The sequence below is a fragment of the Streptomyces sp. NPDC048172 genome (genome assembly GCF_043202595.1).
In the GTDB taxonomy this organism is placed as follows: domain Bacteria; phylum Actinomycetota; class Actinomycetes; order Streptomycetales; family Streptomycetaceae; genus Streptomyces.
On the sequence record NZ_JBIDAT010000006.1, the window covers coordinates 41,465 to 65,703 of the forward strand.

Annotated in this window: 23 protein-coding genes and 1 pseudogene; 13 read left to right on the forward strand and 11 right to left on the reverse strand. The window is 73.9% G+C overall.

Features of this window, described 5'->3' with window-relative positions; genetic code table 11:
• Nucleotides 1-119: 119 nt before the first annotated feature.
• Entirely contained in the window at nucleotides 120-1,037 is a 918-nt protein-coding gene (locus tag ACGF3A_RS25860) for an Lrp/AsnC family transcriptional regulator (RefSeq protein ID WP_393732703.1), read from the forward strand.
• Nucleotides 1,038-1,043: 6 nt separating this feature from the next.
• Here ACGF3A_RS25860 and ACGF3A_RS25865 read toward each other — a convergent pair whose 3' ends face one another.
• A complete protein-coding gene (locus tag ACGF3A_RS25865; protein WP_393732704.1) occupies nucleotides 1,044-2,699 on the reverse strand; it encodes an FAD-binding oxidoreductase in 1,656 nt (551 codons plus the stop codon).
• A 92-nt stretch (nucleotides 2,700-2,791) separates the two neighbouring features.
• Here ACGF3A_RS25865 and ACGF3A_RS25870 point away from each other — a divergent pair, with 92 nt between their 5' ends.
• The 4 genes from ACGF3A_RS25870 to ACGF3A_RS25885 all read left to right on the forward strand — a co-directional run bounded on the left by ACGF3A_RS25870 (nucleotide 2,792) and on the right by ACGF3A_RS25885 (nucleotide 6,592).
• On the forward strand, nucleotides 2,792-3,424 hold the full coding sequence (locus ACGF3A_RS25870; RefSeq protein WP_393732705.1) for a TetR/AcrR family transcriptional regulator: 633 nt from the start codon (nucleotides 2,792-2,794) through the stop codon (nucleotides 3,422-3,424).
• Between the two features lie 62 nt (nucleotides 3,425-3,486).
• Nucleotides 3,487-3,660, forward strand: coding sequence for a hypothetical protein (locus ACGF3A_RS25875; RefSeq protein ID WP_393732706.1), 174 nt, complete (start codon nucleotides 3,487-3,489; stop codon nucleotides 3,658-3,660).
• 304 nt (nucleotides 3,661-3,964) lie between these two features.
• Nucleotides 3,965-5,197, forward strand: a complete 1,233-nt coding sequence (locus ACGF3A_RS25880; protein ID WP_393732707.1) for a cytochrome P450 — start codon at nucleotides 3,965-3,967, stop codon at nucleotides 5,195-5,197.
• A 168-nt stretch (nucleotides 5,198-5,365) separates the two neighbouring features.
• Complete coding sequence (locus tag ACGF3A_RS25885) at nucleotides 5,366-6,592, forward strand: cytochrome P450 (RefSeq protein WP_393732708.1); 1,227 nt, start codon at nucleotides 5,366-5,368, stop codon at nucleotides 6,590-6,592.
• A gap of 18 nt (nucleotides 6,593-6,610) precedes the next feature.
• Here ACGF3A_RS25885 and ACGF3A_RS25890 read toward each other — a convergent pair whose 3' ends face one another.
• Both ACGF3A_RS25890 and ACGF3A_RS25895 read right to left on the reverse strand, forming a co-directional pair.
• On the reverse strand, nucleotides 6,611-7,117 hold the full coding sequence (locus ACGF3A_RS25890; protein ID WP_393732709.1) for a DinB family protein: 507 nt from the start codon (nucleotides 7,115-7,117) through the stop codon (nucleotides 6,611-6,613).
• A gap of 20 nt (nucleotides 7,118-7,137) precedes the next feature.
• Nucleotides 7,138-7,974: an SAM-dependent methyltransferase gene (locus ACGF3A_RS25895; RefSeq protein ID WP_393732710.1), complete on the reverse strand. Its 837-nt coding sequence runs from the start codon at nucleotides 7,972-7,974 to the stop codon at nucleotides 7,138-7,140.
• 169 nt (nucleotides 7,975-8,143) lie between these two features.
• Here ACGF3A_RS25895 and ACGF3A_RS25900 point away from each other — a divergent pair, with 169 nt between their 5' ends.
• Together ACGF3A_RS25900 and ACGF3A_RS25905 are read left to right on the forward strand one after the other, a co-directional pair.
• Entirely contained in the window at nucleotides 8,144-8,596 is a 453-nt protein-coding gene (locus ACGF3A_RS25900; RefSeq protein WP_393732711.1) for a cytidine deaminase family protein, read from the forward strand.
• Nucleotides 8,597-8,753: 157 nt separating this feature from the next.
• Nucleotides 8,754-11,435, forward strand: coding sequence for a hypothetical protein (locus ACGF3A_RS25905; protein WP_393732712.1), 2,682 nt, complete (start codon nucleotides 8,754-8,756; stop codon nucleotides 11,433-11,435).
• A gap of 26 nt (nucleotides 11,436-11,461) precedes the next feature.
• Here ACGF3A_RS25905 and ACGF3A_RS25910 read toward each other — a convergent pair whose 3' ends face one another.
• Nucleotides 11,462-11,914 (reverse strand): winged helix-turn-helix transcriptional regulator, encoded by a 453-nt coding sequence (locus tag ACGF3A_RS25910; protein ID WP_393732713.1) that lies wholly within the window; start codon nucleotides 11,912-11,914, stop codon nucleotides 11,462-11,464.
• A gap of 120 nt (nucleotides 11,915-12,034) precedes the next feature.
• Here ACGF3A_RS25910 and ACGF3A_RS25915 point away from each other — a divergent pair, with 120 nt between their 5' ends.
• Nucleotides 12,035-12,961: an NADP-dependent oxidoreductase gene (locus ACGF3A_RS25915; RefSeq protein ID WP_393732714.1), complete on the forward strand. Its 927-nt coding sequence runs from the start codon at nucleotides 12,035-12,037 to the stop codon at nucleotides 12,959-12,961.
• A gap of 202 nt (nucleotides 12,962-13,163) precedes the next feature.
• Here the strand turns inward: ACGF3A_RS25915 and ACGF3A_RS25920 are convergent.
• Together ACGF3A_RS25920 and ACGF3A_RS25925 are read right to left on the reverse strand one after the other, a co-directional pair.
• Nucleotides 13,164-13,624, reverse strand: a pseudogene (locus tag ACGF3A_RS25920) (helix-turn-helix domain-containing protein); the annotation flags it as partial.
• A complete protein-coding gene (locus tag ACGF3A_RS25925; RefSeq protein ID WP_393732715.1) occupies nucleotides 13,590-14,843 on the reverse strand; it encodes an MFS transporter in 1,254 nt (417 codons plus the stop codon). The gene ACGF3A_RS25925 and the pseudogene ACGF3A_RS25920, both read right to left, overlap by 35 nt.
• Before the next feature lie 138 nt (nucleotides 14,844-14,981).
• Between ACGF3A_RS25925 and ACGF3A_RS25930 the strand changes: the two genes are divergently transcribed.
• Nucleotides 14,982-15,587, forward strand: coding sequence for a CGNR zinc finger domain-containing protein (locus ACGF3A_RS25930; protein ID WP_393732716.1), 606 nt, complete (start codon nucleotides 14,982-14,984; stop codon nucleotides 15,585-15,587).
• Nucleotides 15,588-15,594: 7 nt separating this feature from the next.
• Here ACGF3A_RS25930 and ACGF3A_RS25935 read toward each other — a convergent pair whose 3' ends face one another.
• Nucleotides 15,595-16,419 carry a dienelactone hydrolase family protein gene (locus ACGF3A_RS25935; RefSeq protein ID WP_393732717.1) on the reverse strand — a complete coding sequence of 275 codons (825 nt, stop codon included), beginning with the start codon at nucleotides 16,417-16,419 and terminating at the stop codon, nucleotides 15,595-15,597.
• A gap of 97 nt (nucleotides 16,420-16,516) precedes the next feature.
• On the opposite strand from ACGF3A_RS25935, the gene ACGF3A_RS25940 reads away from it, so the two are divergent.
• Both ACGF3A_RS25940 and ACGF3A_RS25945 read left to right on the forward strand, forming a co-directional pair.
• A complete protein-coding gene (locus ACGF3A_RS25940) occupies nucleotides 16,517-17,518 on the forward strand; it encodes a GlxA family transcriptional regulator (RefSeq protein ID WP_393732718.1) in 1,002 nt (333 codons plus the stop codon).
• Nucleotides 17,519-17,597: 79 nt separating this feature from the next.
• Nucleotides 17,598-18,647 carry a methyltransferase gene (locus ACGF3A_RS25945; RefSeq protein ID WP_393732719.1) on the forward strand — a complete coding sequence of 350 codons (1,050 nt, stop codon included), beginning with the start codon at nucleotides 17,598-17,600 and terminating at the stop codon, nucleotides 18,645-18,647.
• Between the two features lie 10 nt (nucleotides 18,648-18,657).
• Here the strand turns inward: ACGF3A_RS25945 and ACGF3A_RS25950 are convergent, their stop codons facing one another.
• The 4 genes from ACGF3A_RS25950 to ACGF3A_RS25965 all read right to left on the reverse strand — a co-directional run bounded on the left by ACGF3A_RS25950 (nucleotide 18,658) and on the right by ACGF3A_RS25965 (nucleotide 22,490).
• Nucleotides 18,658-19,821 (reverse strand): alpha/beta fold hydrolase, encoded by a 1,164-nt coding sequence (locus ACGF3A_RS25950; protein WP_393732720.1) that lies wholly within the window; start codon nucleotides 19,819-19,821, stop codon nucleotides 18,658-18,660.
• The gene (pcaG, locus tag ACGF3A_RS25955) at nucleotides 19,818-20,402 is read right to left on the reverse strand and encodes a protocatechuate 3,4-dioxygenase subunit alpha (protein WP_393732721.1); all 585 of its coding nucleotides are present in this window, start codon (nucleotides 20,400-20,402) and stop codon (nucleotides 19,818-19,820) included. Before pcaG ends, ACGF3A_RS25950 begins: the two co-directional genes overlap by 4 nt.
• Nucleotides 20,399-21,169, reverse strand: coding sequence for a protocatechuate 3,4-dioxygenase subunit beta (gene pcaH / locus ACGF3A_RS25960; protein WP_393732722.1), 771 nt, complete (start codon nucleotides 21,167-21,169; stop codon nucleotides 20,399-20,401). Before pcaH ends, pcaG begins: the two co-directional genes overlap by 4 nt.
• Nucleotides 21,170-21,305: 136 nt before the next feature.
• Nucleotides 21,306-22,490, reverse strand: coding sequence for a 4-hydroxybenzoate 3-monooxygenase (locus ACGF3A_RS25965; RefSeq protein WP_393732723.1), 1,185 nt, complete (start codon nucleotides 22,488-22,490; stop codon nucleotides 21,306-21,308).
• A 66-nt stretch (nucleotides 22,491-22,556) separates the two neighbouring features.
• Between ACGF3A_RS25965 and ACGF3A_RS25970 the strand changes: the two genes are divergently transcribed.
• Both ACGF3A_RS25970 and ACGF3A_RS25975 read left to right on the forward strand, forming a co-directional pair.
• Entirely contained in the window at nucleotides 22,557-22,961 is a 405-nt protein-coding gene (locus ACGF3A_RS25970) for a hypothetical protein (protein WP_393732724.1), read from the forward strand.
• Between the two features lie 57 nt (nucleotides 22,962-23,018).
• A complete protein-coding gene (locus ACGF3A_RS25975) occupies nucleotides 23,019-24,074 on the forward strand; it encodes a phosphotransferase family protein (RefSeq protein ID WP_393732725.1) in 1,056 nt (351 codons plus the stop codon).
• Nucleotides 24,075-24,239: the final 165 nt, after the last annotated feature.

A 24,239-nucleotide genomic window follows, 5' to 3' on the forward strand; every position in this document is an offset into this window, starting at 1 on the left:
GTTTCTGTCGCCCCCGGGTCCCGATATGCGGCCGATCAGCTTCTCCGCGCCGCGTCGGCCGTAATCTTGTTCCACCGGAAGCACGGAATCACTCTGTAAAGATTGGGTCTCGGGCACTCATGGGCGAGGATCTGGACGCGCGGCTCATCGCCGCGCTGCAGCAGGACGGCAGGGCGAGTTACAGCGAGCTGGCCGCGCGGGTGGGCGCGCCGAGGACGGCGGTGTCGGCGCGGGTGCAGGCGCTGCTGGACTCGGGCGCCGTGGAGATCGTGGCCGTGGCGCACCCCCAGCTCCTCGGGCTCACCTCGCTCGCGCACGTCTCCGTCGCCGTGTCGGGGCCCGCCGACGACGTGGTCGACGCGCTGTGCGCGACGGACGCGTCCGTCTTCGTCTCCGCGGTGAGCGGCGCGTACGACCTGGTCGCGGAGCTGCGGGTCTCCAGCGACCGCGAGCTGTACGAGGCGCTCGCCCACCTCCGCGCGCAGCCCCGGGTACGGGCGGTCAACACGCTGCTCTACACCGACGTCGTCACCTCGGTCTTCATGCCGCAGGGCCCGCTGCGCGGCGATGTGCACGTCGACGAGACGGATCTGCGGCTCATCGAACTGCTGGAGCGCGACGGCCGGATGCCCTTCGTCGAACTCGCGCGCGGCGTCGGGATGTCGCCGAGCGCGGCGCGCGCCCGGGTCGGCAGGCTCGTCGGCAACCGCGCCCTGCACGTCGCCGCCGTGGTGCGGCGCGGTACGGGCAGCGGGAGCGGCACCGGCAGACCGGCGCTCGGCGCCGGGCTGAACCTGGGCGGGGACGACGAGCGCGTCACCGGGTTCCTCGCGGCGCTGCCCGGCGTCGAGTTCGTCGCCCGTACCGTGGGCCGCTTCGACCTGGTGGTCACCCTCGGCGCGGACTCGACGACCCGCCTGCACCGCGTCACGGAGCAACTCAAGGCGCTCGACGAGGTACGCGGCCTGACCACGTGGGCACACCTGGAGGTGTTCAAGGAGCACTACTCGCGGGGCATCGCGAGGACATCAGCATGACGCTCGTCAGCCGAGCAGCACGCCGGGGTTGAGGGTGTGGTGCGGGTCCAGGGCGTCCTTGGCGGCGCGCAGCGCGGTCGCGAAGGGGTCCGGGCGCTGGCGGTCGTAGCCGGGCCTGTGGTCGCGGCCGACGGCGTGGTGGTGGGTGACGGTGGCGCGGTGGCGGTGCAGCACGTCGGTGGCGGCGGCCTTGATGTCGTCCCAGATCGCTACCTCGTCGCCGGGGCGGCCCGCGACGGCCACGGTGAAGTAGGGGGCGGCGCCGTCGGGATAGACGTGCGTCAGGCGGCAGTTGACGGTGGCCGGGTGGCCTGTGGCCCTGAGCGCCGCGGCGCCGACCTCGGTGCGTACGGCGTCGATCAGGGCGGGGACCCTGTCCCAGGTGGCGGCCGTCTCGAAGGTCTCCACGACGGCGCCCATCCGGGCCAGGCCGTCGCGGAGGTAGGGCATGCGCAGGAACGCCGAACGCCAGTCGCTCACGGCCGCGTCGGCCCCGTCGGCCCCGTCGGCGGCCTGCTCCCCGCCGCCGTTCGGCGGTGTCCCGCCCGTGCCGCCGTGGGCACGCGCCATCTCCAGCGCCGAGGCGAGACGGTCGTCGACGGGCGCGGTCGCGGACTCGAAGCCGAGGAGCAGCACGGCGGAGCCGTCGGTGGAGGCGCGGGACAGCGCGGCCTCCCCGGCGTCGAGGAGGCGGCAGTTGGCGGGGGCGAGGTCGGACTGGGCGATCGTCCGTACGGCGTCGAGCGCGGCACCGAAGTCGGTGAAGGCCACGGACGCCGAGGTCTTGTACCGGGGGCGCTCCTGCACGCGCATCCACGCCTCGGTGATGACGCCGAGCATGCCCTCGGAGCCGAGGAAGAGCCGGTCGGGCGAGGGCCCGGCGCCGGAGGCGGGGAGCCGCCACGACGTGCTCGTCCCGGCGGGCGTGACGACGCTCAGGGACTGGACGAAGTCGTCGATGTGGGTGCGGACGGTGGCGTAGTGGCCGCCCGCCCGGGTGGCCAGCCAGCCGCCGAGGGTGGAGAACTCGAAGCTCTGCGGGAAGTGCCGCAGGGTCAGCCCGTACGGTCGCAACCCGGCCTCCAGCGCGGGGCCGAGGGCACCGGCCTGGATGCGCGCCGAGCGGCTGACGGTGTCGACCTCCAGGACGCGGTCCATCGAGGTCATGTCCAGCGAGAGGACCGCACGGCGGTCCGTATGGCGGGCATCGCCGCGGTACTCCACGCCGCCGACCACCGAGGAGCCGCCGCCGAAGGGGATCACGGCCACGCCCTGCCCGTCGGCCCAGTCCAGCAGGTCCGTCACGTCCTGTTCCCCGGCCGGGCGGGCGACGAGGTCGGGGATCCGGCCGGGGCGGCCGCGCAGGGCCCGTACGACGTCGCGGTACGCCTTGCCCATGGCGTGCGCGGCACGCGCCCCGGGGTCGTCGGAGACCAGGTGCGCGAGGCTCGCCGGGGGCGTCGTGCCGGACGGGCCGATGCGCAGGTCGGCGACGCGCGGTACCGGCAGCGGGCGGGACAGGGTGCCGGGCAGCAGGGCGCCCAGCGCGGCGCACTCGGCGTCGCCGGGGTGGGCGTCGACGTACCCCCAGCCCCACCAGGAGCGGGCGCGAGAGGTGTCGGGGCCGGTCGTGCCGCCGGGGCCGGTCGTGGTGGCGGGCATGCGTGCTGCTCCCAACGGGGCCGGGGGCCGGTGAATTTGCCCTTGCTCGAATTTACCCTTGGGTAAATTACCCTAAGGTAAGCTCCCCGTACATGACAACGCCTCAGTCCCGCGCCGGCACCAAGGGCATGCCGAGGGCGGAGCGCGAACGGCAGCTCCTGGCCGCCGCCACCGAGGAGTTCGGCCGCCACGGCTACGAGGCCACGACCGTGGCCGCCGTCGCCGCGCGCGTCGGCGTCACCAAGCCGCTGCTGCACCAGTACTTCGGCAGCAAGCAGGACCTCTACCTCGCCTGCCTCACCCCGGTCGGCGACGGCCTCCTCGACGCCGTGCGCACCGCGATGGCGGCGCACGGACCCGGCGCGCCGCCCACTCCCCTGCGCGTGCTGCACGGCCTGTTCACCGCGCTGGAGGGGCGGCGCGACGCGTGGTTCGTCCTGTACGACGCCACCCTGCCGCCCGGCAGCGTGGCGGCGCGGCGGGCCGCGTCCTACCGCGCCGCCGTCGACGACCTCGCCGCGACCGGCACCGCCGAACTCCTGCACGGCGCGGGCTTCGACGACCCGCTCGACGCGGACGCGCTCACGTACGCCTGGCGGGGCCTCGCCACCGCGCTGGTCCGCTGGTGGATCCACCACCCCGAACAGACGCCCGAGGCCATGACGGAGCGCTGCGCCCGGCTCTTCGCCGCGGGCCGCGCGATCGTCGCCGCCGACGGCCCGTAGGGGCTGCGCCCTGGCCGTACGCACGACGCACGACGCACGCGGGACGCACGTGTGGCGTTCGCGTGGCGTACGCGCCGTCCGACGTTCTGCCCGGTGCGGCGGCGATGGCTGGCGTGCCGGGCGCTGTGCCGGATGACGCGACGCGCGTCGGTGCGCCGCGCGCCGCGTCGCGACGCGTCGTGACGCGGCGCGATTCGGACGGTGAGGGCCGGATTCCGCGCATCACCCGCATCTGACGGCCGTGGAACGGAACCGTCCGCGACGGCCCGGCCGCCGTGAGGCCCGGTCGCCCCGGCGCTGACCGGCCCGTTCTGCCGCCGCCCGCGCCTCGCACGGGGTGTACGACCCGCGCGGCCGAAACGCAGCGTGACAGCCGGGTGGGGGCGGAGGAGGCTTCGACCGACGTTCAGGTCCCCCGGGGGAGCCCAGGGTGCACCGGCGGAGAGGCCGAGATCGCGGCCGCTGACGCAGACGCAGACGCAGCGCAGACGCAGCAGCGGTCGCCAGGCCCCGCGCCGGGCACGGTGGCGGGGAGGTGGCATGACAGCGACGACCGGCGGCGGTGGCGACACGGGGCGAGCGCGGGTCCGTACGCGGCAGCCCCTCCGTGGCGCGGCGGCCTTCCGCCGCGACCCTCTCGCCTTTCTGACGGCCGAGTTCGAGGCGGCGCCCGGGGACGTGTGGCGCTCGCGGTCGGGACGGCTGTGCGTGGCCGACCCCGCGACGGCGCGGGAGGTGCTGGGCAATCCGCACGGCGCCTTCGAGGAGACGTCCGACTTCTTCCGCGTACGCGGCGGGGTCTTCGGGCCCCGGAGCGCCCAGATCGAGATCGGCCGCACCGCGCGGGCGCTGACGCGCCGTCACCTCGCGGAGCGCCGCGCCACGTTGCCCGCACTCGTGGACGAGGCGTTCGCCCGGCCCGGCGTCTGGCCCGAAGCGGGCAACCGGCTCGTCCACGCGCACCTGCGGGACCTGCTGCTGTGCCCGGAGGCCCCGGAGCGGCTGCACACCCTGGTCGACGCGATCGTGGCGCGGGCCGTGCTGGCGGGCGCGCGCAGGCAGCACTCCGCGCTCTCCCGGCTGGCGTTCCGCCGCGAGACGATGCGGATCCTCGTGGCGGAGATCCGCGCACGCCGGGCGTCCGTGCCGGACGTACCCCGCGAGCCGCGCGACCTGCTGGACGTCACGCTCGCCGGGGCAGGCCCCGTCGCTTCCTCCGCGGCCCTGGCGGAGGTCTATCTCTCCTTCCTCTTCGCCACGGTCGGCGCGACCGGCTTCGCTCTCGCCTGGTCCGTGCTCCTGGCCGCCACGCACCCGGAGAGCGACGGTGCCGAGCCCGGCTGGCTCGTGCGCGAGGCGCTGCGGCTGTGGCCCGTGGCCTGGCTCTTCGCGCGTACGCCCCGGACGCCGCTGCACGGGCGCGACCTCGGGGGCGTACGGGTCGGCGCCGGGGACGAGGTGGACGTGTGCACGTACCTCGTCCACCGGCATCCCGGCCACTGGGACCGGCCCGACGCGTTCGTACCCGAGCGGTGGGCGCGGGCCGTGCGCGAACCGGCGTACCTGCCCTTCGGGTTCGGCCCGCACACCTGCGCGGGGGCCACCGTGACGATGTCCCTGCTCGAAGACCTGGTCGGTGTCCTCACCCGGACCCAGCGCCTCCAGGTGATCCCCGACGGCGGACGTCCGCTGCCGGGACCCGCCCTGGCGCCTCCCCGTTTCACCGTGGTCAGGACGTCCGGCTGCCGCCCCGGAACGCCTGGGAGGAGGTGAAGCCATGAGGAAGCTCTACCGTTCGGCCCTGTCCGCGCTCAACATCCGGGCCGGGTACTCCACGTACATCCACTGGTACCTCTACCACCACATCTGATCCGTCCGGTCCACCGACCGCGACCGGTGCGGGGCGCCACGCGGGCCCCGCACCGTACGGGAGCGCGCCCCATGACCACTCCGCAGCACGGCGACGACTTCCTGCACGAGATGCGCCGCCGCAGCGCCGCCGAGGGCGGCGTCTTCTGGGTGGAGGACGACCTGCTCGCCCTCTTCGACCCGGCCGCGGCCCGCGCGGTGAGCGGCGCGAACTGGCGGCACCTGGTCATGCACGACCGCTTCGTCGACATGGTGCGGCGGCGCCCCAGCGCCGAGATGCGCTGGACCCGGATACGCGGGGCGTGGCTCGCGCAGCTGCACAGGCTGACGACGGCCGAGGGCAACGCGCGCGCGCTCGCGCGGATGCGGCAGACCGCCGACGCCCGGCTCGGCACGGACGTCGACCTGGTCATGCTCGCCCAGGATCTCGCCGTACGGGCGCTGCTCCCGGTCGCGCTCACCGGCCTCACCGCGCGCGAGCGCGCGTACGTCGTCGAGGACCTCGACCAGAAGCTCAGCCGCCTCATCGCCCTGCGCCCCCGCCGCGGGCCGCGGCAGCGGGCGCACTTCGTCGCGGTGCAGATCCGTGCCGGTCTCGTCGTGCGCCGGGTCCTCCGGCGGCGCGCCTCCGGCCGCAGGCCGCGCGAACTCGACCTCGCCGACCCGGTCGTGGACCTCCTGCCCGAGCTGGGCATGGACCGGGCCCTCGACGTGGTCACCGCCGTCCTCACCGCGATCGCCGGTCCGCCGGGCGCCGCGGCGGCAGGTGTCCTGTACGAGCTGGCCCGGCAGCCCGCGTGGGCGGCGCGGCTCGCGGCCGAGCTGGGTGCCGTGGACGAGGCGGCGTTCTGCGCCTCCCCCGTCCGTACGGCCCCGGTCACGCACCGGTTCGTCATGGAGGCGCTACGGATGTGGAGTCCGCCCCTGTTGCTGATGCGCCGCGCCCGCCGGCGGTTCGACCTCGGCGAGGTCACCCTGCGCGAGGGGCAGGGCTATCTGCTGAGCCCGCACATGATCCACCGGGACGCCCGGCACTGGGACCGGCCCGACGTCTTCGACCCGGACCGCTTCCTTCCGGGCGCCCCGCACGGGCCCCGGGACCGGAACTGCTACGTCCCCTTCGGCTGGGCCCCCAAGAACTGCGTCGGCGCGGACCTCGGCACGGTCCACCTGATGCTGCTCTGCTACCTGATGGCGACCCGGTACCGGCTGGCCGTCCCCGGCATCGCGACGGTCACCATGGCCTTCCGCTTCGCGCCGGTGCCGCAGCACTTCCGGGGCACGCTCACCCGTGCATGACCCCCGGCCCTCCTCCCGCTACTCCCCCACTTCCCCGTCGATCGCCTCCCGGAGCAGGTCGGCGTGGCCGTTGTGGCGGGCGTACTCCTCGATCATGTGGGTGAGGACGTAGCGCAGCGAGAAGGCCGCGCCGCCGATCTCGACGGTGGCGTCGAGGGAGTCGAAGGACGCCACGATGTCGCGGGCCCGCGCGCACTCCTTCCGCCAGACCTCGAACGCCTCGTCGACGTCGGCGTCCTCGACATGGAACTCCGCTTGCGTGCCGTCCGCTTCGCCGGGCCACGGCGCGGTGACGGCCTCCCCGTTCACGACCAGACGGAACCAGCTCTGCTCGATCGTGGCCAGGTGCCGCACCAGCCCCAGCAACGTGAGCCCGGAGGTCGGCACGGCCTTGCGCCTGAGCTGTTCGCCGCTCAGCCCCGCGCACTTCATGGCGAGGGTCGCGCGCTGGTAGTCGAGAAAGGCGAGCAGCGACGTACGGTCGTCGGCCAGCCTCGGGGGGTGTGTGCGGAGATCGTCGGCCATGGGGGCATCCTCGCACTCCGTCACACGCGGACGACGGCCGCGAAGCGTGGGGCCTCGCTGTCGTACGGCGTTCCCGTGAGGTCGCCGAGCACGTCGACGTCCGCGAACCCGGCCTCGGCCAGCTCGGCGGTCAGCTCCTCCGGGGTGAAGTGGCGGACCCAGTTGCAGAAGGTCCTCCTCCGGTCGGCCTCGAAGATCTCGTACTTGTCCAGCGACACGCGCTCGCGCGCGTACCGGTAGGTGTTCAGGAAGCCGAAGTAGGGCCGGTCGGACCAGAAGCCGTCCATCAGGCCCGGGGCGTAGAGCGCCTGCTCGCGCACCTCGGCGAACGCGGCGGCGGAGTCGACGTCGAAGACGAAGGCCCCGCCGGGGTCCAGGTGCTCACGCACCGTACACAGGAGGGCCCGGCGGCCGTCCGGGGGCAGGGCGCAGTAGTCACGCATGACCATGAGGATCAGGTCGTAGCGGGCGGTGTCCCGGTAGGTGAGGTAGTCCTGGCGCAGATAGCGGACGGAGAGCTCGCTCGCGCGTGCCAGTCGCGTGGCGTGACCGAGCGAACGGGAAGAGAGATCCAGCCCTGTGACGGACGCCCCGGCCCGCGCCAGACGCGTGGTGCAGAGACCGGGCCCGCAACCGAAGTCGGCGACGCGCAGGCCCGCGCGGACATCGAAGCGGTCGATGATCCAGTCCAAGACCTGGTCGAGGTACTCCGCCCGGTAGGAGGCGAGGTCGGCCTCGGGATCGAGGTGAGCGGCGAGCATGCGCGCGGAGATGTGCGGATCGGTCCACAGCTCCGGCGTGGTCACCTGCGCGTAGAGGGCGGGACGGGCGTTGAGGGTGGTCAGCTCTTCGAACAAGGGGAGACTTCCGAGTGGCGGGGGCGGGGGCGGGGGGGGCGGTGGCGGGAGCGCGTCCGGCTTCACCGGCCGTGCATGCGCGCAACCGTAAGGAGCGTGCCGTCCCGCGGCAAACGACTATTCGCGATCTTCGCCCGCGCCGTCTTCTGGCCTGCTTTAGCCTGCGGGCATGAACATCGACATCCCCGTCGCGGAGCTGACCGAGGCCGACCGTGAACTCGTCGAGGCCGCCCGCGAGATCGTCGAAGCGCACACGGACGGGGAGGACGGCCTCCACACCGTGGGCGCCGCCGTACGGGCGGCCGACGGCACCGTGCACGGCGGCATCAACGTCTACCACTTCACCGGCGGCCCCTGCGCCGAGCTCGTCGCCCTGGGCGCCGCGCGCGCCAACGGCGCCCGCGAGCTCTCCGCGATCGTCGCGGTCGGCAACCAGGGACGCGGCGTTCTGGGCCCCTGCGGCCGGGACCGCCAGGTCCTCCTCGACCACCACCCCGGAATCCGCGTCCTCCTCCCCGTCCCGGGCGGCCTCGGCAGCGTCCACATCCGCGACCTCCTCCCCTTCGCCACCGCCTGGTCCCCGGACGGGGGCTCGACCCCTTACGCGGCCGACGTGGGGTGAGGCGGGCTGCAGCGGCGGTCCGGCCCTGGTCCTGACCCCGACCCCCAGCCGTCGCTGACCTTGCAGGTTTCCCGCTATTTGTCAACTATCCCGTGGGAACCGTCATTTGGCGCCCTATAGTGCTGCCCTTCCGGCTGAGCGGGTCTGGGGAGGGCACGTGGAGGAGTTCGAAGCGGCGCTGGCGCAGCTGGCGATGCGGGACCGGTACCGGCTCCGGAGGATCCGCTTCGGGAGACGGACCGGCGCACTGATCCTGCAGGTCGAGGGGGACAGCTCAGATCTGCGTACCTGGTGGGGTGACTACTGCCTGCGGCACTACGGAGTGCTGCCCGTCAACGCTCCGGGCCCGGCAGCCCAGCCGGGCCCCGAGGAGCAGCAGGTGCTCGCTGAGCTGCGCGCCGTGGTGCGCGAGGCGAGTCGCGGCCGTCCCGTCCGCCATCTGCCCATCGTCTTCCCGCGGTTCGCCGCCGCCTGTGCCGCCCTGTACGAGTGGCAGCCCGGCCCGGACGCGGACCCCGAGGACCTCCAGGAAACCGTGAACCGGGCCATCGCCGAGGAACGGCGCCGCTCGATGCGGGAGTTCAGGGGCCGCCTGCGGCGGGTGACGGAGGACACGGACGTCAGGGCCATGCTGGGCGGTCTGGTCGGCGCCGTGGTCGTCGTGCTCGACGCGGTTCGATTTCCCCACGTGGGTACGTTGCGCTGGTTCCGCAAGAAGCAGTTCGACGGCGTGCGCACCGTCGAGGGCGTCTTCCGGCGCATGGACGCGCTGCGCACCGGACCGTCCGGCGACAGGCAGCGCTTCCTCGTCGAGGTGCTGCTCGCCGACATCAACGCGCACTACGGCTTCTTCCGCCGCCTCAACAGGGCCCGCCGCCCGGTGATCCTGCTGCCGGACGTGGACACCGTGAGTGCGCGCAGGATCATCCGCGATGCGCTGCTGAAGGGATACGACGACACCTTCGGTGAGTTCCGGGCGTATCCGGTCGTCGTCACCACCTCGGCACCCGGCGGCGATCGGCCCGGGGCCGGCGACCAGGAGGCGGTGCCGGAGACAGAGGTCAGGGACGCGGTCCGTGAGCGCTTCCGGGCTCGCGCGGCGGCCCTGGCGGCCCTGGGCCAGGGCCGCCAGGGAGTCACACTGCCCAGCAGGCTGTTGCGGATCGGCGTGGAACCGTCCACCCCGCGCAGGGCGGACGGGCCCGGGCGGAGGCGCAAGGTACGGCCGGGGGCGGGGCCGGTGACGGCGGGAGTGACGGCCCTGGCCGTGCTCGCCGCCTCGTTCCTGGTCCTCGACCAGGCAGGTGCCTTCGACCCCGAGGGCCCTGCCCGATGCGGTGGCCGGTCTCTGTACGTGCACGGCCCGGACTGCGTCGGCGTCTCCGACGGAGAGGACGTGTTCGCGGGGGCCGAGGACGCGAAGGGCATGAAGAGGGTCTTCGCCCGTATCGCGGAACAGAACCGGGCTGTGACGACGAGCGGCGAGACGTACGCGACCGTTGCTCTGCTGATCCCGATGGAGTCCGACGAACCCGCCGTCCGGCAGCAGATCCTCAGCGAGGTGCAGGGCGCCGCCCTCGCCCAGGCCAGGGCCAACGGCGACGACTCCGCCCGCCCTCCGATCCGCCTCGTCCTCGCCAACCCGGGCCGGGACTACGCCTCCTGGCGCACCGTCGTGGACGACCTCCACCGGGACGAGCCGCGGCTGAGAGTGATCGCGGGCTTCAACCTCAGCCTGCACCACACCCGCGAGGCGCTGCGGTACGTCACCAACACCCTGAAGATCCCCACCGTGGCCAGCCTGGTGACGGCGGACGATTTCGCCAACCCCCAGAACACCGGGGAGCCTCCCTATCCAGGTCTCGCCCGAGTCGTGTCCACCAGCAAGGAGCAGGCGGAGGCTCTCCTCGCGTTCGACCCGGAGCTGGCGAAGGCGGAGACCGCGCTCGTCTACGACACCCGCAGGAACGACAACTACAACCGGTCCCTGCACGAAGCGTTCACGCAGGCGAGGGCGGCGGGAAAGGTCAAGCGGCTGACCGGGGTCCAGGACATGACCTTCGACTCGGAGGGCCTGGAGAAGCCTGGGATCACCCCGAACCAGTTCGAGGACATCGCGGGTGCCCTGTGTCAGTCGCATGCCAGGGTGGTGTACTTCGCGGGTCGCGCCTTCCACCTGGAGCTGTTCATCAAGAAGCTCGCGCGTACGTACTGTCGCGACAAGAAGAAGTACACCGTGATCTCGGGATCCGACGCGACGACCCTCGAACAGCGCCTGGACAGGAACGAACGGGACTCGCTCCAGGGCGATCCACGTGCGGGAGTGCCCGCCGTCACTGTCCGCTACGCGGCCCCCGCGCACCCAGCCGCCTGGGACGTCGAGCATGACCGCTGGAAGAAGTCGCACAAGGACTCCGAGAGCGAGACGCCTCCCTACCTGAGCGAGGCGGGTGAGGCGATGGAGGCCCTCAAGGAAGAAGCAGCCAAGCAGCGGGACGCCATCGGCGGAGTCCATCTGGAGGACGGTCGCACCATCGCCACTTACGACGTCATCCGCACGGCGTCGGCGGCTCTCGCCCGGGCGGTGCACACCAGCGGCAAGCAGTTGCCCGACACCGACCGGATCCGGAAGGACCTCAACAAGCTCAACGCGAACCATCGGATCCAGGGCGCCAGCGGCTGGATCTGCCTCACCAACGCGGGAAACCCCTACAACAAGGCACTCTCCGTCGTCGAGCTCAACACCGCCAAGAAGAAGCTCACCTTCCGCGGAGTGGCATGGCCGGAGCGCGAGGCCCCGCGGGGCCAGGACCAGTGCGTGGTCCCCGCCGAGCCCTGACCGGCCCAGCACCGCTGGGCGGAACGTCAGGCGGTGCGGGTGTCGTAGTCGCCGCGGTTGGCGAGGACCTCGTCCATGTGGGACTCGGCCCATTCCTTCACGTCGAGCATCACGCGCTGGAGCGAGAGGCCGAGGGCCGTTGCTTCGTAGGTGACCGTGACCGGGACGGTGGGGGTGACGGTGCGGGTGATGAGGCCGTCGCGTTCGAGGGAGCGGAGGGTCTGGGTGAGCATCTTCTGGCTGACTCCGGCCAGCTGGCGGGAGAGCTCGGAGTAGCGCATCGACCGCGGCTCACCGGCGCAGTCGGCCCCGGGGCGCCCGGGGCGTGGAGCGCTGCCGGTCGAGAGCGCGGCGAGGATCAGCGCGACCCATTTGTCGGAGATCCGGGCGAGGAGCTGGCGGCTGGGGCAGCCGTCCAGGAACGCGTCGTACTCCGCCTTCGCCCGTGCCCGCCGCTGGGCCGCCGTCGCTGTCGGCATCGACCGCTCCTTCCTGCTGGGGAGAGTTACGCACTTCCAGGTGCGTACTTCCCGTTGGAGAGTAACCCCTCCAGAGTGAAGCAGGTCAGACGTTGCGCACAAGCCGCTTGGAGCGAAGCCATGAGTACGTCCACCTTCCGGGCCGCCGTCGTCCGTTCCCCCGAGGGGCCCGGCTCGATCGAGATCATCGAGGTTCCCATCGTCGAGCCCGGTCCCGGCGAGGTCCGGGTGCGGATCGCCGCGGCCTCGGTCAACCCCGTCGACCTCGGTGTCGTAGGCGGGGCCTTCCACGCCATGGGCATGATCGACCAACCCGAGCACACCGGCCTGGGCTGGGACTTCGCCGGAACGGTCGTCGCCGTGGGCACCGGGGTCGACCTGGCCGTCGGCGCCCGCGTCGCGGGCCTCGTGGACGGCTTCGACCGGGACTTCGGCACGTACGCCGAGCAACTCGTCGTACCCGCCGCCGGCCTCGCCGTCGTTCCCGACGGGCTGGAACTGACCGCCGCGGCGACCGTGGCCCTCAACGGACTCGCCGCCGCTCAGCTGCTCGATGTGCTCGACGTGCTCGGTGACGCGCCCGCCGGTGGCGGCACGCTGCTGGTGACCGGGGCGGCGGGCGCGGTCGGAAGTTACGCCGCCGCGCTCGCGCCGGAGCGGGGCTGGACGGTGACGGGGCTGGCCAGGGCCGAGGACGAGGAGTTCGTCCGCGGTCTCGGGGTCGGCTTCACCGCGCGCGCCGAGCCCGGCTGGGACGCGGTCGCCGACGGCGCGGCGATGCAGGAGCGGGCGCTCGCCCTGGTGCGCGACGGCGGCATCTTCGCCGGCGTCCAGCCGGGCGCCGCACCGGCCGCCGAACGGGGGATCACCGTGGGCGTCGTGGTGGCGCACCCCGACGGGCCCCGGCTGAGCGGCCTGCTCGCCCGCGCCGCGACCGGCCGCCTGCCCGCGCGCGTGCACGCCGTCGTCCCGTTGGCCCAGGTCGCCGACGCCCACCGCGCCATGGCCAAGGGCGGAGTACGCGGCCGCTACGTGCTCAAGCCCTGACCGGGCCTCGACCGGGCGTCGATCGGGCCTTGACCGGCCTCGACCAGCCCTCACCCGGCGCTCCCCGGCGCGGGCGGGCGCACCAGCCGGAGCCCGAGCTCGACCATCAGCCACCCGGCCCGGGTGCGCAGGTGCCGCGACCGTCGGCGCCGGGAGTGCGCCTGGGCGTGGCAGCCACCTCCTCCCCCGCGCCCTTGCCCTCGCTCAGGCTCAGGGTGAAGTCGCTCAGATCCGAGTCCTCGCGCCACTCCTCCGGCCATTCGTGGAGAGTGCCGAGGAAGGTGGACAGTTCGAGGGCGTGGGTGGCGGCCATCTCCCCCAGCGGCAGGTTCAACGCGCCGCGTACGTCGGGGTCGGCGTGGTTGACGAATTCGTCGGTGGTGCGGAAGCTGACCCCTTCGTGGGCCGCCCTCCACCACCGCTCCCGGCCCGTCCCCCGGTCGGGGTCGTCCTCGACGAAGCCGTACTCGGCGAGCTGCCGCAGGTGGTAGCTGGGGGCCCGCTCGACTCCCCCAGCCGGGCCGCGAGTTGGGATGCCGTCCCGGGACCGTACTCGCGCAGCGAGCTGAGCAGGCGCAGGTGCAAGCGCAGGCGCAGGGAGTGTGCGATGCCGCGCAGCGAGTGCGGGTCAAGTCGGCGGACCCGACGAACCCTGTTGGCCATGTCCCGCCCCCTGGGGCTGCCCTTGAAGACGGCCGAAGGCCCCCGTGCGCGCCACCGCGGGCTGGAGCGTTGCGAGGGCGGCGCAGGTGACGGCGGTGGTGAGCCAGAGCGTGGTGGTGCCCGCGTGCTGGAGGAGCTGGGTGCCGAGGAGCGGGGCGGCGACGCTCGCGATGCCCCAGCTCGTGCCGTAGACGGCCAGATAGCGGCCGGTGCCGCCCGGCGGGGCGAGGTCGGCGGCCGTGGCGATGAGGCGGCCCATGACCAGGAGGTCGCCCACGCTCCAGACGACGGTCGCCAGGGCGAAGAGGGGGAGGCATCCGGCCGCCGCGTACCCGGCGAGGCCGAGGGCGAGCAGCAGGTAGCCGGAGGCGAACGCCGTACGGGGAGCGAGCGTGGCGAGCGGTCCCCTGCGGAGTGCGGGCTGGCCCGCCACGACGGTCACCGCCGAGACCGTCAGCAGGAGTCCGGCGTCGGCGGCCTGGAGCCCGCGGCGTTCGAGCGTGAGCGGGAGCATGGCCATGACCTGGAGGTAGGCGAGGGCGAAGAACGTCCCCGAGGCGAGCAGGGACAGCAGGGCCCGGTCCCGCCAAGGGGCGACCCCAGAAGGGGCGTGGGGCGGCCGCGGTGCGGGACCGCGCGGCGTATCGGCGACCCCCGGACGGTCGTCCGGCAGCGCGAGGCGCATGACGAGGGCGCACAGGAGGCAGGTGGCCGCGTCGGCGACGAACAGCCAGCGCAGGTCCCAGCGGCCGAGCCCGGCGGCCAACAGACCCGCGCCCATGCCCGCCACGGCGAGGGCGGCGTTCAGCAGGCTGTACGCGCGAACCCGGTGCTCGGCGCCGACCGCGTCGGCGATGATCGCCTGGCTCGGCGGCTCGTACAGCTCGAAGGCGAGGCCCAGCAGGACGGCGCACACGGCGGCGGTCGCGAGGTTCGGCGCCGCGGCGATCCCCGCCTGCGCCGCCGCGCAGCCCACGAGGCCGAGGACGAGGGTGCGGCGGCGGCCGAGGCGGTCCGCCAGCCGTCCGCCCGCCAGCCGCGAGGGGATCGTCGCGACGCCGAACGCCGCCGCGACGATCCCGGCGGTGGCCGCGCTCGCCCCGAACGCGGTGGTCATCAGCACCGTGAGGAAGGAGAGCGAGAAGGCGCCGAGGCGGTTCACCGCACGGGCCACGACCAGCAGCCATACGGTACGGGGCAACCGCTGCCGGGCCGCCACCCCTTCCCGCCCAGGCGACGCACGTCTCTCGTATCGGACTACGCGACCCGGTACGCGCACCGCACACACCCCCGTGACCGGTGAAATGGATAATGCCGGTGACGGAATCTAGACCTCGAAGGAGTGACTGGTCAAGTGATGTTCGACAGTCACGTGACGCTGCTGCTCGACGCGGCCGTCTCGCTCGTGAACGCCCTCACCGACGGCCAACGGCGCGGCAAGCCCTACACCGCGCCGCGTGGCGGCGACGACCTGACCAGCGCCGTCGCCGCCGCGCTCCCCTCCACCGGAACCAGTTCCCCGCCCGCCCCGCCCGCCCCGCTCGACCCGGAGGACGTGGAGTGTCTCGCCCGTACGGCGCGCGAGATGCGGCACGTGTTCGAGGCCGCCGCCTCCGGGGACCTGGACGCCGCCGCCGACACGCTCAACGGCCTGCTCCGCTCCACCGGCGCCCGCCCCCAGCTCGACCGCGCGCCCGGCGAGCCCTGGCAGGTGCACTTCCACGGTTCCGAGGACTCCCCCGGCGTCGGCTGGAGTGCCGGGTGCGCGGCCGGGCTCGCGCTCGCCGCGGGCAGCGATCTCGCCGGGCGGCTCGGGGTGTGCCAGGCGCCGCGCTGCGACCGGGTGTTCACCGACACCTCCCGCAACGGCACGCGCCAGTTCTGCTCGACCGCCTGCCAGAGCCGCGTCAAGGCCGCCGCGCACCGCGCCCGCAGGACGGCGGCGGACTCCGGTAAGGACTGAGCCCGGCTCAGGCGTGCAGCCGTTCGGTCAGGAACGCGAGGATCTCGTCCCTCGCCCGCACCGTGGGGTGTCCGTCCTCGTCGACCAGGTGCGCGGTGACGACGCTGTGCGGCGTGCCGACCACGTCACGGAAGAACGGCGGCGGGTCCGTCCTCGCGACGTCGCCCGGCAGTACGCGGCCGTCGAAGGCCTCGCCCAGGAGCGCGCGGTAGGCGGCGAAGCGCTGGCCCGTGCACCAGCGGTCGTTGTCGAAGCGGTAGGCGAGCACCTTCAGCCGGTCCCGCGCCACACGGTCCTGGAGCGCGCGGGCGTCCTCGTCGCTCAGCTCCAGCCCGCCGGGGTCGTCGAGCGGCAGCGAGGGGTGGTTGACGACGGGCGCGACGACGGAGGGCTCCAGCGCCATGGTGAGCGCGAAGTTGCCGGTGAAGCAGAGCCCGATCGCGCCGACGCCCGGTCCGCCGCACGCGGCGTGGGCCTCGCGCGCCAGGCCGCGCAGCCACGCCGTGACGGGGCTGGTGCCGCCCCCGGCGAACGCGCGGAACTCCGCGCTCACGCACGCCCGCCGTACGACCTCCGTCCCCTCGGCCCCCGGGTACGCGCCGTCGAGCCCGAAGAGCGAGGGCACTTGGACGGTGAAGCCCGCGTCCCGCACCCAGCGCGCCAGGCGCAGCACGTCAGGGCTGATGCCCGGCATCTCCGGCATCAGCACGACGGCGGGCCCGGAGCCCGCGGCGTACACCGTCTTCGTCACCCCGGCCACCTCCACCTGCCGCCGGGAGAAGTCCGTCATCGCGTCGTCAGCACGTCCCGCGTCAGCACTCTCAGCACTCATGGAGGCAGCGTGGCGCGCGGCGCCCGCGTACGGTGAGAGGCCGGATCGCCAGGGAAGCGGGCGATCTCGCCACGGACGGCGAGGGAGGGCGTACGGGATGAGCGCGCTGCGGGTCGGGGTGCTGGCCTATCCGGGCTGTTTCGCGTCCGAAGTCTTCGGCGTGCCGGACCTGTTGACGATGGCCTCGCACGTCGCCGGTACGCACGTCTCCGGTGCGGACGCCACGGGTGCGAACAGCTCCGCGTACGCCGCGTCCGTCCTCTCACCTCGGCGCCGCGTCCTCGCGTCCGGCGGCGCCGAACTCGCCGTCTCTCCGCTGCGCGAGGTCGACGTGCTCGTCGTGCCGGGGTTCGAACTCCGGCCGGGGCTCGACGTGGCGGGGCGGCTCGCGCCGCTGGCGCCCGAGATCGCGGCGGTGCGCGCGCACGCCGCCGAAGGGCGCGCCGTGGTGTCGATCTGCGTCGGCGCGTTCCTCCTCGCCGAGGCCGGTCTGCTCGACGGCCGCCGCGCCACGACGGCATGGCTCCTCGCGGACGAACTGGCCCGCCACTGCCCGGCCGCCGACGTGCGCGCCGAGCGGCTCGTCGTCACCGACCGGGGCGTGACGACGACGGCCGCGTTCAGCGCGATGTACGACTTCGCGCTGGAGCTGATCGCGCGGCACAGCGGCGCGGACGTGGCCCGTACGACCGCGCGGGTGGCGCTCGTCGACCAGGCGCGCGTCTCGCAGACGCCGTACGTCGACGCGCGGCTCCTCCCCCAGCCCGGCAACGACTTCTCGCGCCGGGTCATGCGCCGACTCGACCAGCACCTCGACGCGCGCTACGACCTCGCGGCGCTGGCGGAGACGTTCCACGTCAGCACGCGTACGCTGCTGCGGCGCTTCGCGGACGAGACCGGCCGGAGCCCGCTCGCCCACCTCCAGGACGCGCGGGTCCGCCGCGCCCGCCATCTGCTGGAGACGACGGACCGTACGGTCGCGGGCGTCGCCGCCTCGGTCGGGTACCGGGATCCGGGGACGTTCGCCGTGCTCTTCGCCAAGCACACGGGGCAGCGGCCGCGGGAGTACCGGGCGTCGTTCCGCCGCGCCGCGCGCTGAGGGCAGGCGGCGGACGTACTCGCGTACTCGCCGTGCCGCACCCCTGGAGCCCTGTGGCACGGGCTGCCACCATGTCGCGATGAGCCGACCCGACGACGGCCCCGGGCGCCCGGTCGCCGACCCCGCCGAACTCCTCGATCTCGCCCTCGGACACCTCTACTCGGGCGCGATACGCGCCGTCGCCCGCCACCGCGTCGCCGATCTGCTCGCCGAGAACGGCCCCGCCACGGCCGCCGAACTCGCACGGGCCGCCGGGCTCGACGCGGCGCATCTGCGCGGCGTGTTACGGCTGTTGGCCACGCGCGGCATCTTCGCCGAGGAGGAGGACAAGGGCGAGGGCGAGCCCCGGTTCCGGCTCACCCCGGCGGCGGAGCTGCTGCGCGCGGACGTACCGCACTCGCAGCGCACGCTCGCGGAGATGCTGACGGACGAGATGTTCGCGCGGCTGTCGGAGCGGCTGGACGAGAGCGTACGGACGCCGGGGCCGTCGTTCGCGGAGGTATTCGGCGTCGAGTTCTTCCCGTACCTGATGGCCAACCCGGCGAAGGGCGAACTGTTCGACCTGGGCATGACCTCGTTCGCCGCGCCCGTGGACGGGGCGGTGGCCGAGCAGTTCCCGTGGCCGGAGGAGGGCACGGTCGTGGACGTCGGCGGCGGCCGGGGTGGGCTGCTGCGCGCGGTGCTGCGACGGCACGCGGGCCTCACGGGCGTACTGTTCGACCGCCCGGACGCCGTCGGCCGCCAACTGCTCGGCGATGAGCCTGAGCTGGAGGGCCGCTGGCGCGCCGAGGGCGGCGACTTCTTCGATCACGTTCCCGGGGGCGGCGACGTGTACGTCCTCAAGCACGTGCTGCACGACTGGCCGGACGAGGACTGCCTCCGCATCCTCCGTACGTGCCGCGCCGCGGCCCCGCACGGCGCCCGCCTGCTGATCGTCGACTCCGTGATCCCGCCCGGCAACGCCCCGCACCCGGCCAAGTCCCTCGACGTCCTGATGGCCGCGCTCCTGGAGGGCCGCGAACGGACCCGCGAGGAGTTCGCCGCGCTCCTGACCCCCGCCGGGTTCCGCTTCCGGCGGGTCCTGGACACGGGGCTGTTCGCGTCGGTGGTCGAGGCCGTGGCGGTCTGACGAGGAGCGGTCAGCCGTCGTCCCCCTCCTCCTCCAGTACGCGCTGGGCCACGGCGAACGCCGCGTTCGCCGCCGGTACGCCGCAGTACACGGCCGTCTGGAGCAGGGCCGCGGCGATCTCGTCGGGGGTGAGGCCGTTGCGGCGGGCGGCGCGGACGTGCAGGGCCAGTTCGCCGAGGTGGCCATGGGCGACGAGGGCCGTGAGGGTGATCAGGCTGCGCTCGCGGGGCGGGAGCGTGGGGTCGGTCCAGATCTCGCCCCACGCGTAGCGCGAGACGAACTCCTGGAAGCGCGCGGTGAAGGCGCTCTGACGGCTCTGCGCCCGGTCCACGTGCGCGTCGCCGAGGGTCCGGCGGCGGACCGCCATGCCCTGCGCGGCGCCTCCGTCCGTACGGTCCGTGCGGTCCGTACGGACCGTGAAGTGGGCGCGGAGCGCGGCGAGCACGGCCTCCGGGCGTTCGGCGGGGGCCAGATGGGAGGCGCCGGGCAGCTCGGTGAGGGCGGCGCCGGGAACGGCGTCGGCGATCTCCCGCGCGTGCGCCGGCGGTGTCGCGGGGTCCTCGCGCCCGGCGACGAGCAGTGTCGGCGCCGTGATCAGCGGCAGTTCGTCGCGGATGTCGAAGGCGGCGAGCGCGTCGCAGCACGCGGCATACGCCGCCGGGTCGGCCGTCCGGTGGTCCTCGACGAGCCGGGGCACGCGGAAACCCTCCGTGAACCACCGCTCGTGCGCGGTCGCCGCCAGCCCGGCCAGTCCGGCCGCCCCCTCGCGCCGTACGGTGACCGCCCGCTCCCGCCATCTCGCCTCGCCGCCGAAGTGCGCGGAGGAGCACAGCACCGCGAGGCGGTCCACGCGTTCGGGATGCTGCGCGGCGAGATGCAGCCCGACGGCGCCCCCGAGCGAGACCCCGGCGTACGAGAAGCGCGCGGCGCCCAGCGCGTCGGCGAGGCCGAGCACCAGGTCCGCAAGGTCGGCGACAGTCGCTCCCGGCCCGATGAGCGACGCAGCCGACGCACCATGCCCAGGAAGGTCCCAGCGGACGGTCCGGTGGGTGACGGACAGCTCGGGCGCGACGCCGTGCCACAGCGCCATGGAGGTGCCGAGCGCGGGCCCGAGCAGCAGTACGGGCGCGGAGTGCGGGCCTTCGGCGCGGTGGCGCAGGGCGGTCTCGGTCACGGGAACTCCAGGAAGACCGTCTCGCCCGCTCCCTGGAGACGGATGTCGAAGCGGTACGTGCGGTACCGCTCCTCTGCCGCGAGGAGCGTGGCGCGGCGTGCGGCGGGGAGCGCGTCGAGCAGGGGGTCGGGGCCGTCGGCGAGGTAGACGCGGGTGAAGAGGTGGTGGAGCAGCCCGCGCGCGAAGACGCACACGCTGACGTACGGCAACCCGGCGCCACCTGGCGGGAGGGTGTGCAGGGCGTAGTGCCCGTCGGCGTCGGTGGGGACGCGGCCGAAGCCGGTGAAGTCCGTGCCGTTGCGGCCGAGGAAGCCCCCGTCGACCGGGTCGCGCCGCATCGAGCCGGTGGCCCCGGCGAGGGAGCCGTCGGGGGCGGCCTGCCAGAACTCCAGCAGCGCGTCCGGCACGGGTTCGCCCGCGCCGTCCAGGACGTGCCCGTGGACGGTGATGCGGTCGGGGTGCCCCGGCGGCGCGATGTCCTCCCCTCCGGGGAAGGGCAGGGCGTAGCCGTAGAACGGGCCGACGGTGTGGGAGGGCGTCGGCAGCCGCTCCCCCGGCCCCGGCTCCGGCGTCCCGCTCACGGGGTCGCCCAGGTGGCGGAGGGGCCGTCGAGGACGATGTCCCACGCGTAGCCGAGGGAGAGTCCGGGCCGGGAGAGCTCGTGCCGGTAGGCGGCGACGAGCCGGGCGCGCGCTGCCCGGTCGGTGACGGAGCGCAGTATCGGGTCGTACGGGTGGAGCGGGTCGCCCGGGAAGTACATCTGGGTCACGAGGCGCTGGGCGAACGCCGTGCCGAAGACGGAGAAGTGCAGGTGCGCGGGGCGCCAGGCGTTGGCGTGGTTGCCCCAGGGGTACGCGCCGGGCTTGACGGTGGTGAACGCGTAGCGGCCCTCGTCGTCGGTCAGGGTCCGGCCGACGCCGGTGAAGTTCGGGTCGAGCGGGGCGGGGTGCTCGTCGTGCCGGTCGCGCTGGTGGGCGTAGCGGCCGGAGGCGTTGGCCTGCCACAGCTCGATCAACTGGCCCCGTACGGGCCGCCCCCGGCGGTCCAGCAGCCGTCCGGAGACGGTGATCCGCTCGCCCAGCGGCTCGCCCCGGTGCTGCAGGGTGAGGTCGTTGTCGGTCGCGGTGACGTCGGTCGGGCCGAAGACGGGCCCGGTCAGCTCGGCGGCCTCGGGGTCGCCGTGCACGGGGACGAGCGGCCGACGGGGGTGGCGGAGCTGGGAGCTGCGGTACGGGGCATAGTCGCGCGGCGGATGGTGACGGGCGGGGGCGCCGTCCGCGACCGCCTTGTCGTAGGCGGACTGGCAGGCGTCGATCTCGCTGTCCATGTCGGACTGTGAGTGAGCCATAGGCGCTCCTGCCGTACCGCCGGGTCAGCCATCGGTGCACTGAGCTTTCGGACGAGCTTTCGGACGAGCGCCGTCATGCTGGCACCGCCCCTGGGAGGGGTCAAGGAGGAGTTCACCCCGCCGCAGTTCGGCGTCCTCAGTCCGTGGACTCCAGGGGCAACCCCGTGTAGTTCGCGGCGAGTTCGGCCGCGGCGTGCCGCGAGGAGGCGATCCGGTCGAGCTGGGAGAGCTGCAGCCGCGTCTCGAACGGGGACTGGTCCGGGTCGGTGTGCAGCGTCGTGGTCATGAAGTACGAGAAGTGCTCGGCTCGCCAGACCCGGCGCAGGCACGTCGCGGAGTACGCGTCGAGCGGCGCGGTCGAGCCGGTGGCCCGTAGCCGGTCGAACGCGCGGGCGAGGACGACGACGTCGGCGACGGCGAGGTTGAGCCCCTTGGCGCCCGTGGGCGGCACGATGTGCGCGGCGTCGCCCGCGAGGAAGAGCCTGCCGTACCGCATCGGCTCGGTCACCGAACTCCGCATCGGCAGCACGGACTTCTGCAGCACCGGCCCGCGCTCCAGCCTCCGCCCGGGCTCGGCGGCCAGGGCGAGGCGCGCGTCCAGCTCGTCCCAGATCCGCTCGTCGGGCCAGGCGGCGGGCTCCGTACCGCGGGGCACCTGGAGGTACAGGCGGCTGACGGCGGGCGTGCGCATGCTGGCCAGCGCGAAGCCGCGCGGCGAGTGCGCGTAGACCAGCTCCTCGTGCACGGGCGGGGCCTGGGCCAGGACGCCGAGCCAGGAGTACGGGTAGGCGCGGGCGTACGTCGTCAGCGCGCCCTCGGGCACGGCGGCGCGCGTCACGCCGTGGAAGCCGTCGCATCCCACGACGTAGTCGCAGGTGAGCTCCCCCTCGCGGCCCTCGTGCCGGTACCGGACCACGGGGCGGTCGGTCACGTCCACCGCGTGGGCCCGCGCCTCGAAGAGGAGCGGGCCGCCGTCGGCGAGCTGGAGCGCGATCAGGTCCTTGACGACCTCGGTCTGGGCGTAGACCCACACGCGCCGTCCGCCCGTGAGGGCCGGGAAGTCGAGGCGGTGGGCGCGGCCGTCGAAGCGCAGCTCGATCCCGTCGTGCGGCATGCCCTCCCGGTCCAGCCGCTCCCCCGCGCCCGCGGCCCGCAGCACGTCGACGGTCGCCTGCTCCAGGATCCCGGCACGCTGCCGCCGCTCCACGTACGCCCGGTCCCGCGCCTCCAGGACCACGCTCGCGACTCCGGCGCGGTGGAGCAGCCGCGCGAGCAGCAGACCGGCGGGGCCTCCGCCGACGATCCCGACGGTGGTGTGCACGGGCTCCCTCTCCCCCCACGCCGACGCACTTGACTTGAAGTGCGATTGAACATTCAGGATGGCGCCATGACTTCACACGACGACGCCGCGATCCTCCTCTTCCGCAACACGATGCGCATCACCGAAGGGCACCTGGCCGACTTCCGCGAAGCCGTCACCCAGGCCGTCGACTTCGTCGAGCGGCACGGGCCGCAGCTGATGGTGGAGACCTTCGTGGACGAGGAACGGATGCTCGCGCACAGCTTCCAGCTCTACCGGGACTCCGACGCGGTCCGCCTGCACTGGAAGCTCTCGGACCCGTACATCCAGGAGGTCATGAAGCACTGCACGGTCGAACGCTTCGAGGTCTTCGGCGAGCCGGACGACGACGTGGCCTCCGGCATCCGCTCGGCCCTCGGCGAGGAGAGCGAGGTCACCTTCTCCCCCCGCCTCACAGGCTTCGCCCGCTTCACGGACCCGTCTCCGGCGTGAGGCGCGGGTGGTCTTCCCCGCGCCGGTGACGCCCGCGACGCGTGCGAGGATGACGCCATGCGCGCAGAACCGCCGTCAGAGCTGCCGTTCGGGGAGAAGCTGCGGGCCGAGCTCGGTGTGCCCGGCGAGGGGCGCAGGCTGGACAGCAGTCCGCGGTCGCGGGTGTGGCGGGCGGAGCTGTCCGGAGCGCCGGTGGTGATCAAGCAGTTCGTCGAAGGGCCCGAGGCCGCCGAGCGGTACGCCCGCGAGGTGACCGCGCTCCGGCTCGCGTCCCGCGTCGAGCCGCCCGTGGTGCCCGCCCTCCTCGGCACCGACCCCGACGCACACGTCCTGGTCCTGGAGCACGTGGACGAGGGGCGGCCCGGCGAGGAGTGGGTGATCGACCACGCCACCGCGCTGGCCCGGCTCCACGCGGCCACGGGGCCGGACGACAGCGGCGCGCTCCCCGCCTGGTCCGGACCCGACGAGAGCGACGTCGACTCCTTCCTCGCGCTCGCCGGGGCGCTCGGCGTCCCGCCCTCGCCCGGCGTACGGGCGGAACTGGACGCCCTCGTGGACCGGCTGCGTACGGCGCCGGGCGACCACGCCCTGCTCCACGGCGACCCCTGCCCCGGCAACGACCTGCACTCCGGCGGCGGCGTCCGCTTCATCGACTTCGAACAGGCGTCCCTGGGCAGCGGCCTCGTCGAACTCGCCTATCTGCGCGTCGGGTTCCCCACCTGCTGGTGCGTCACCGCCCCGCCCCCTCCCCTGCTCCGGGCGGCGGAAGCCGCGTACCGCGCGACGTGGCGCGACGCGACGGGCACCGACGTCCCCGAGAACCTCACCGACGCCTGCGCGGGCTGGCTCCTGCGCGGCGACGCCCTGGTGCAGCGCGCGTACCGCGGCACCGCCGACCATCTCGCCCTGCTCCCCGAGCAGGACTGGGAGTGGGGCACGGCGACGGCCCGCCAGCGCCTCGTCCACCGCCTCGGCGTCGTGAGCGGCATGGCCGCCGAGGAGGGCACCGGCGGCCTCAAGCGCCTGGGAGAGCTCGCCACATCCCTCCGCGCGGCGATGCTCACCCGCTGGCCCACTCTCCGCCCCCTCCCCACGCGCAGGCCATTGGAGTGACGTACCGCGCACATGTCCGGCGTACGGGCGGGCGGGACGCATTCTGGGCGGGACCGGAGGCGTGGATCACCACGCGCCGTCCCCTCAACGCCCTTGGAGAGTGCGAGTGCTTCCGACGCCCCACACGCCCCACACGCCCCCCACGCCGCCCGTGCCGGAATCCGC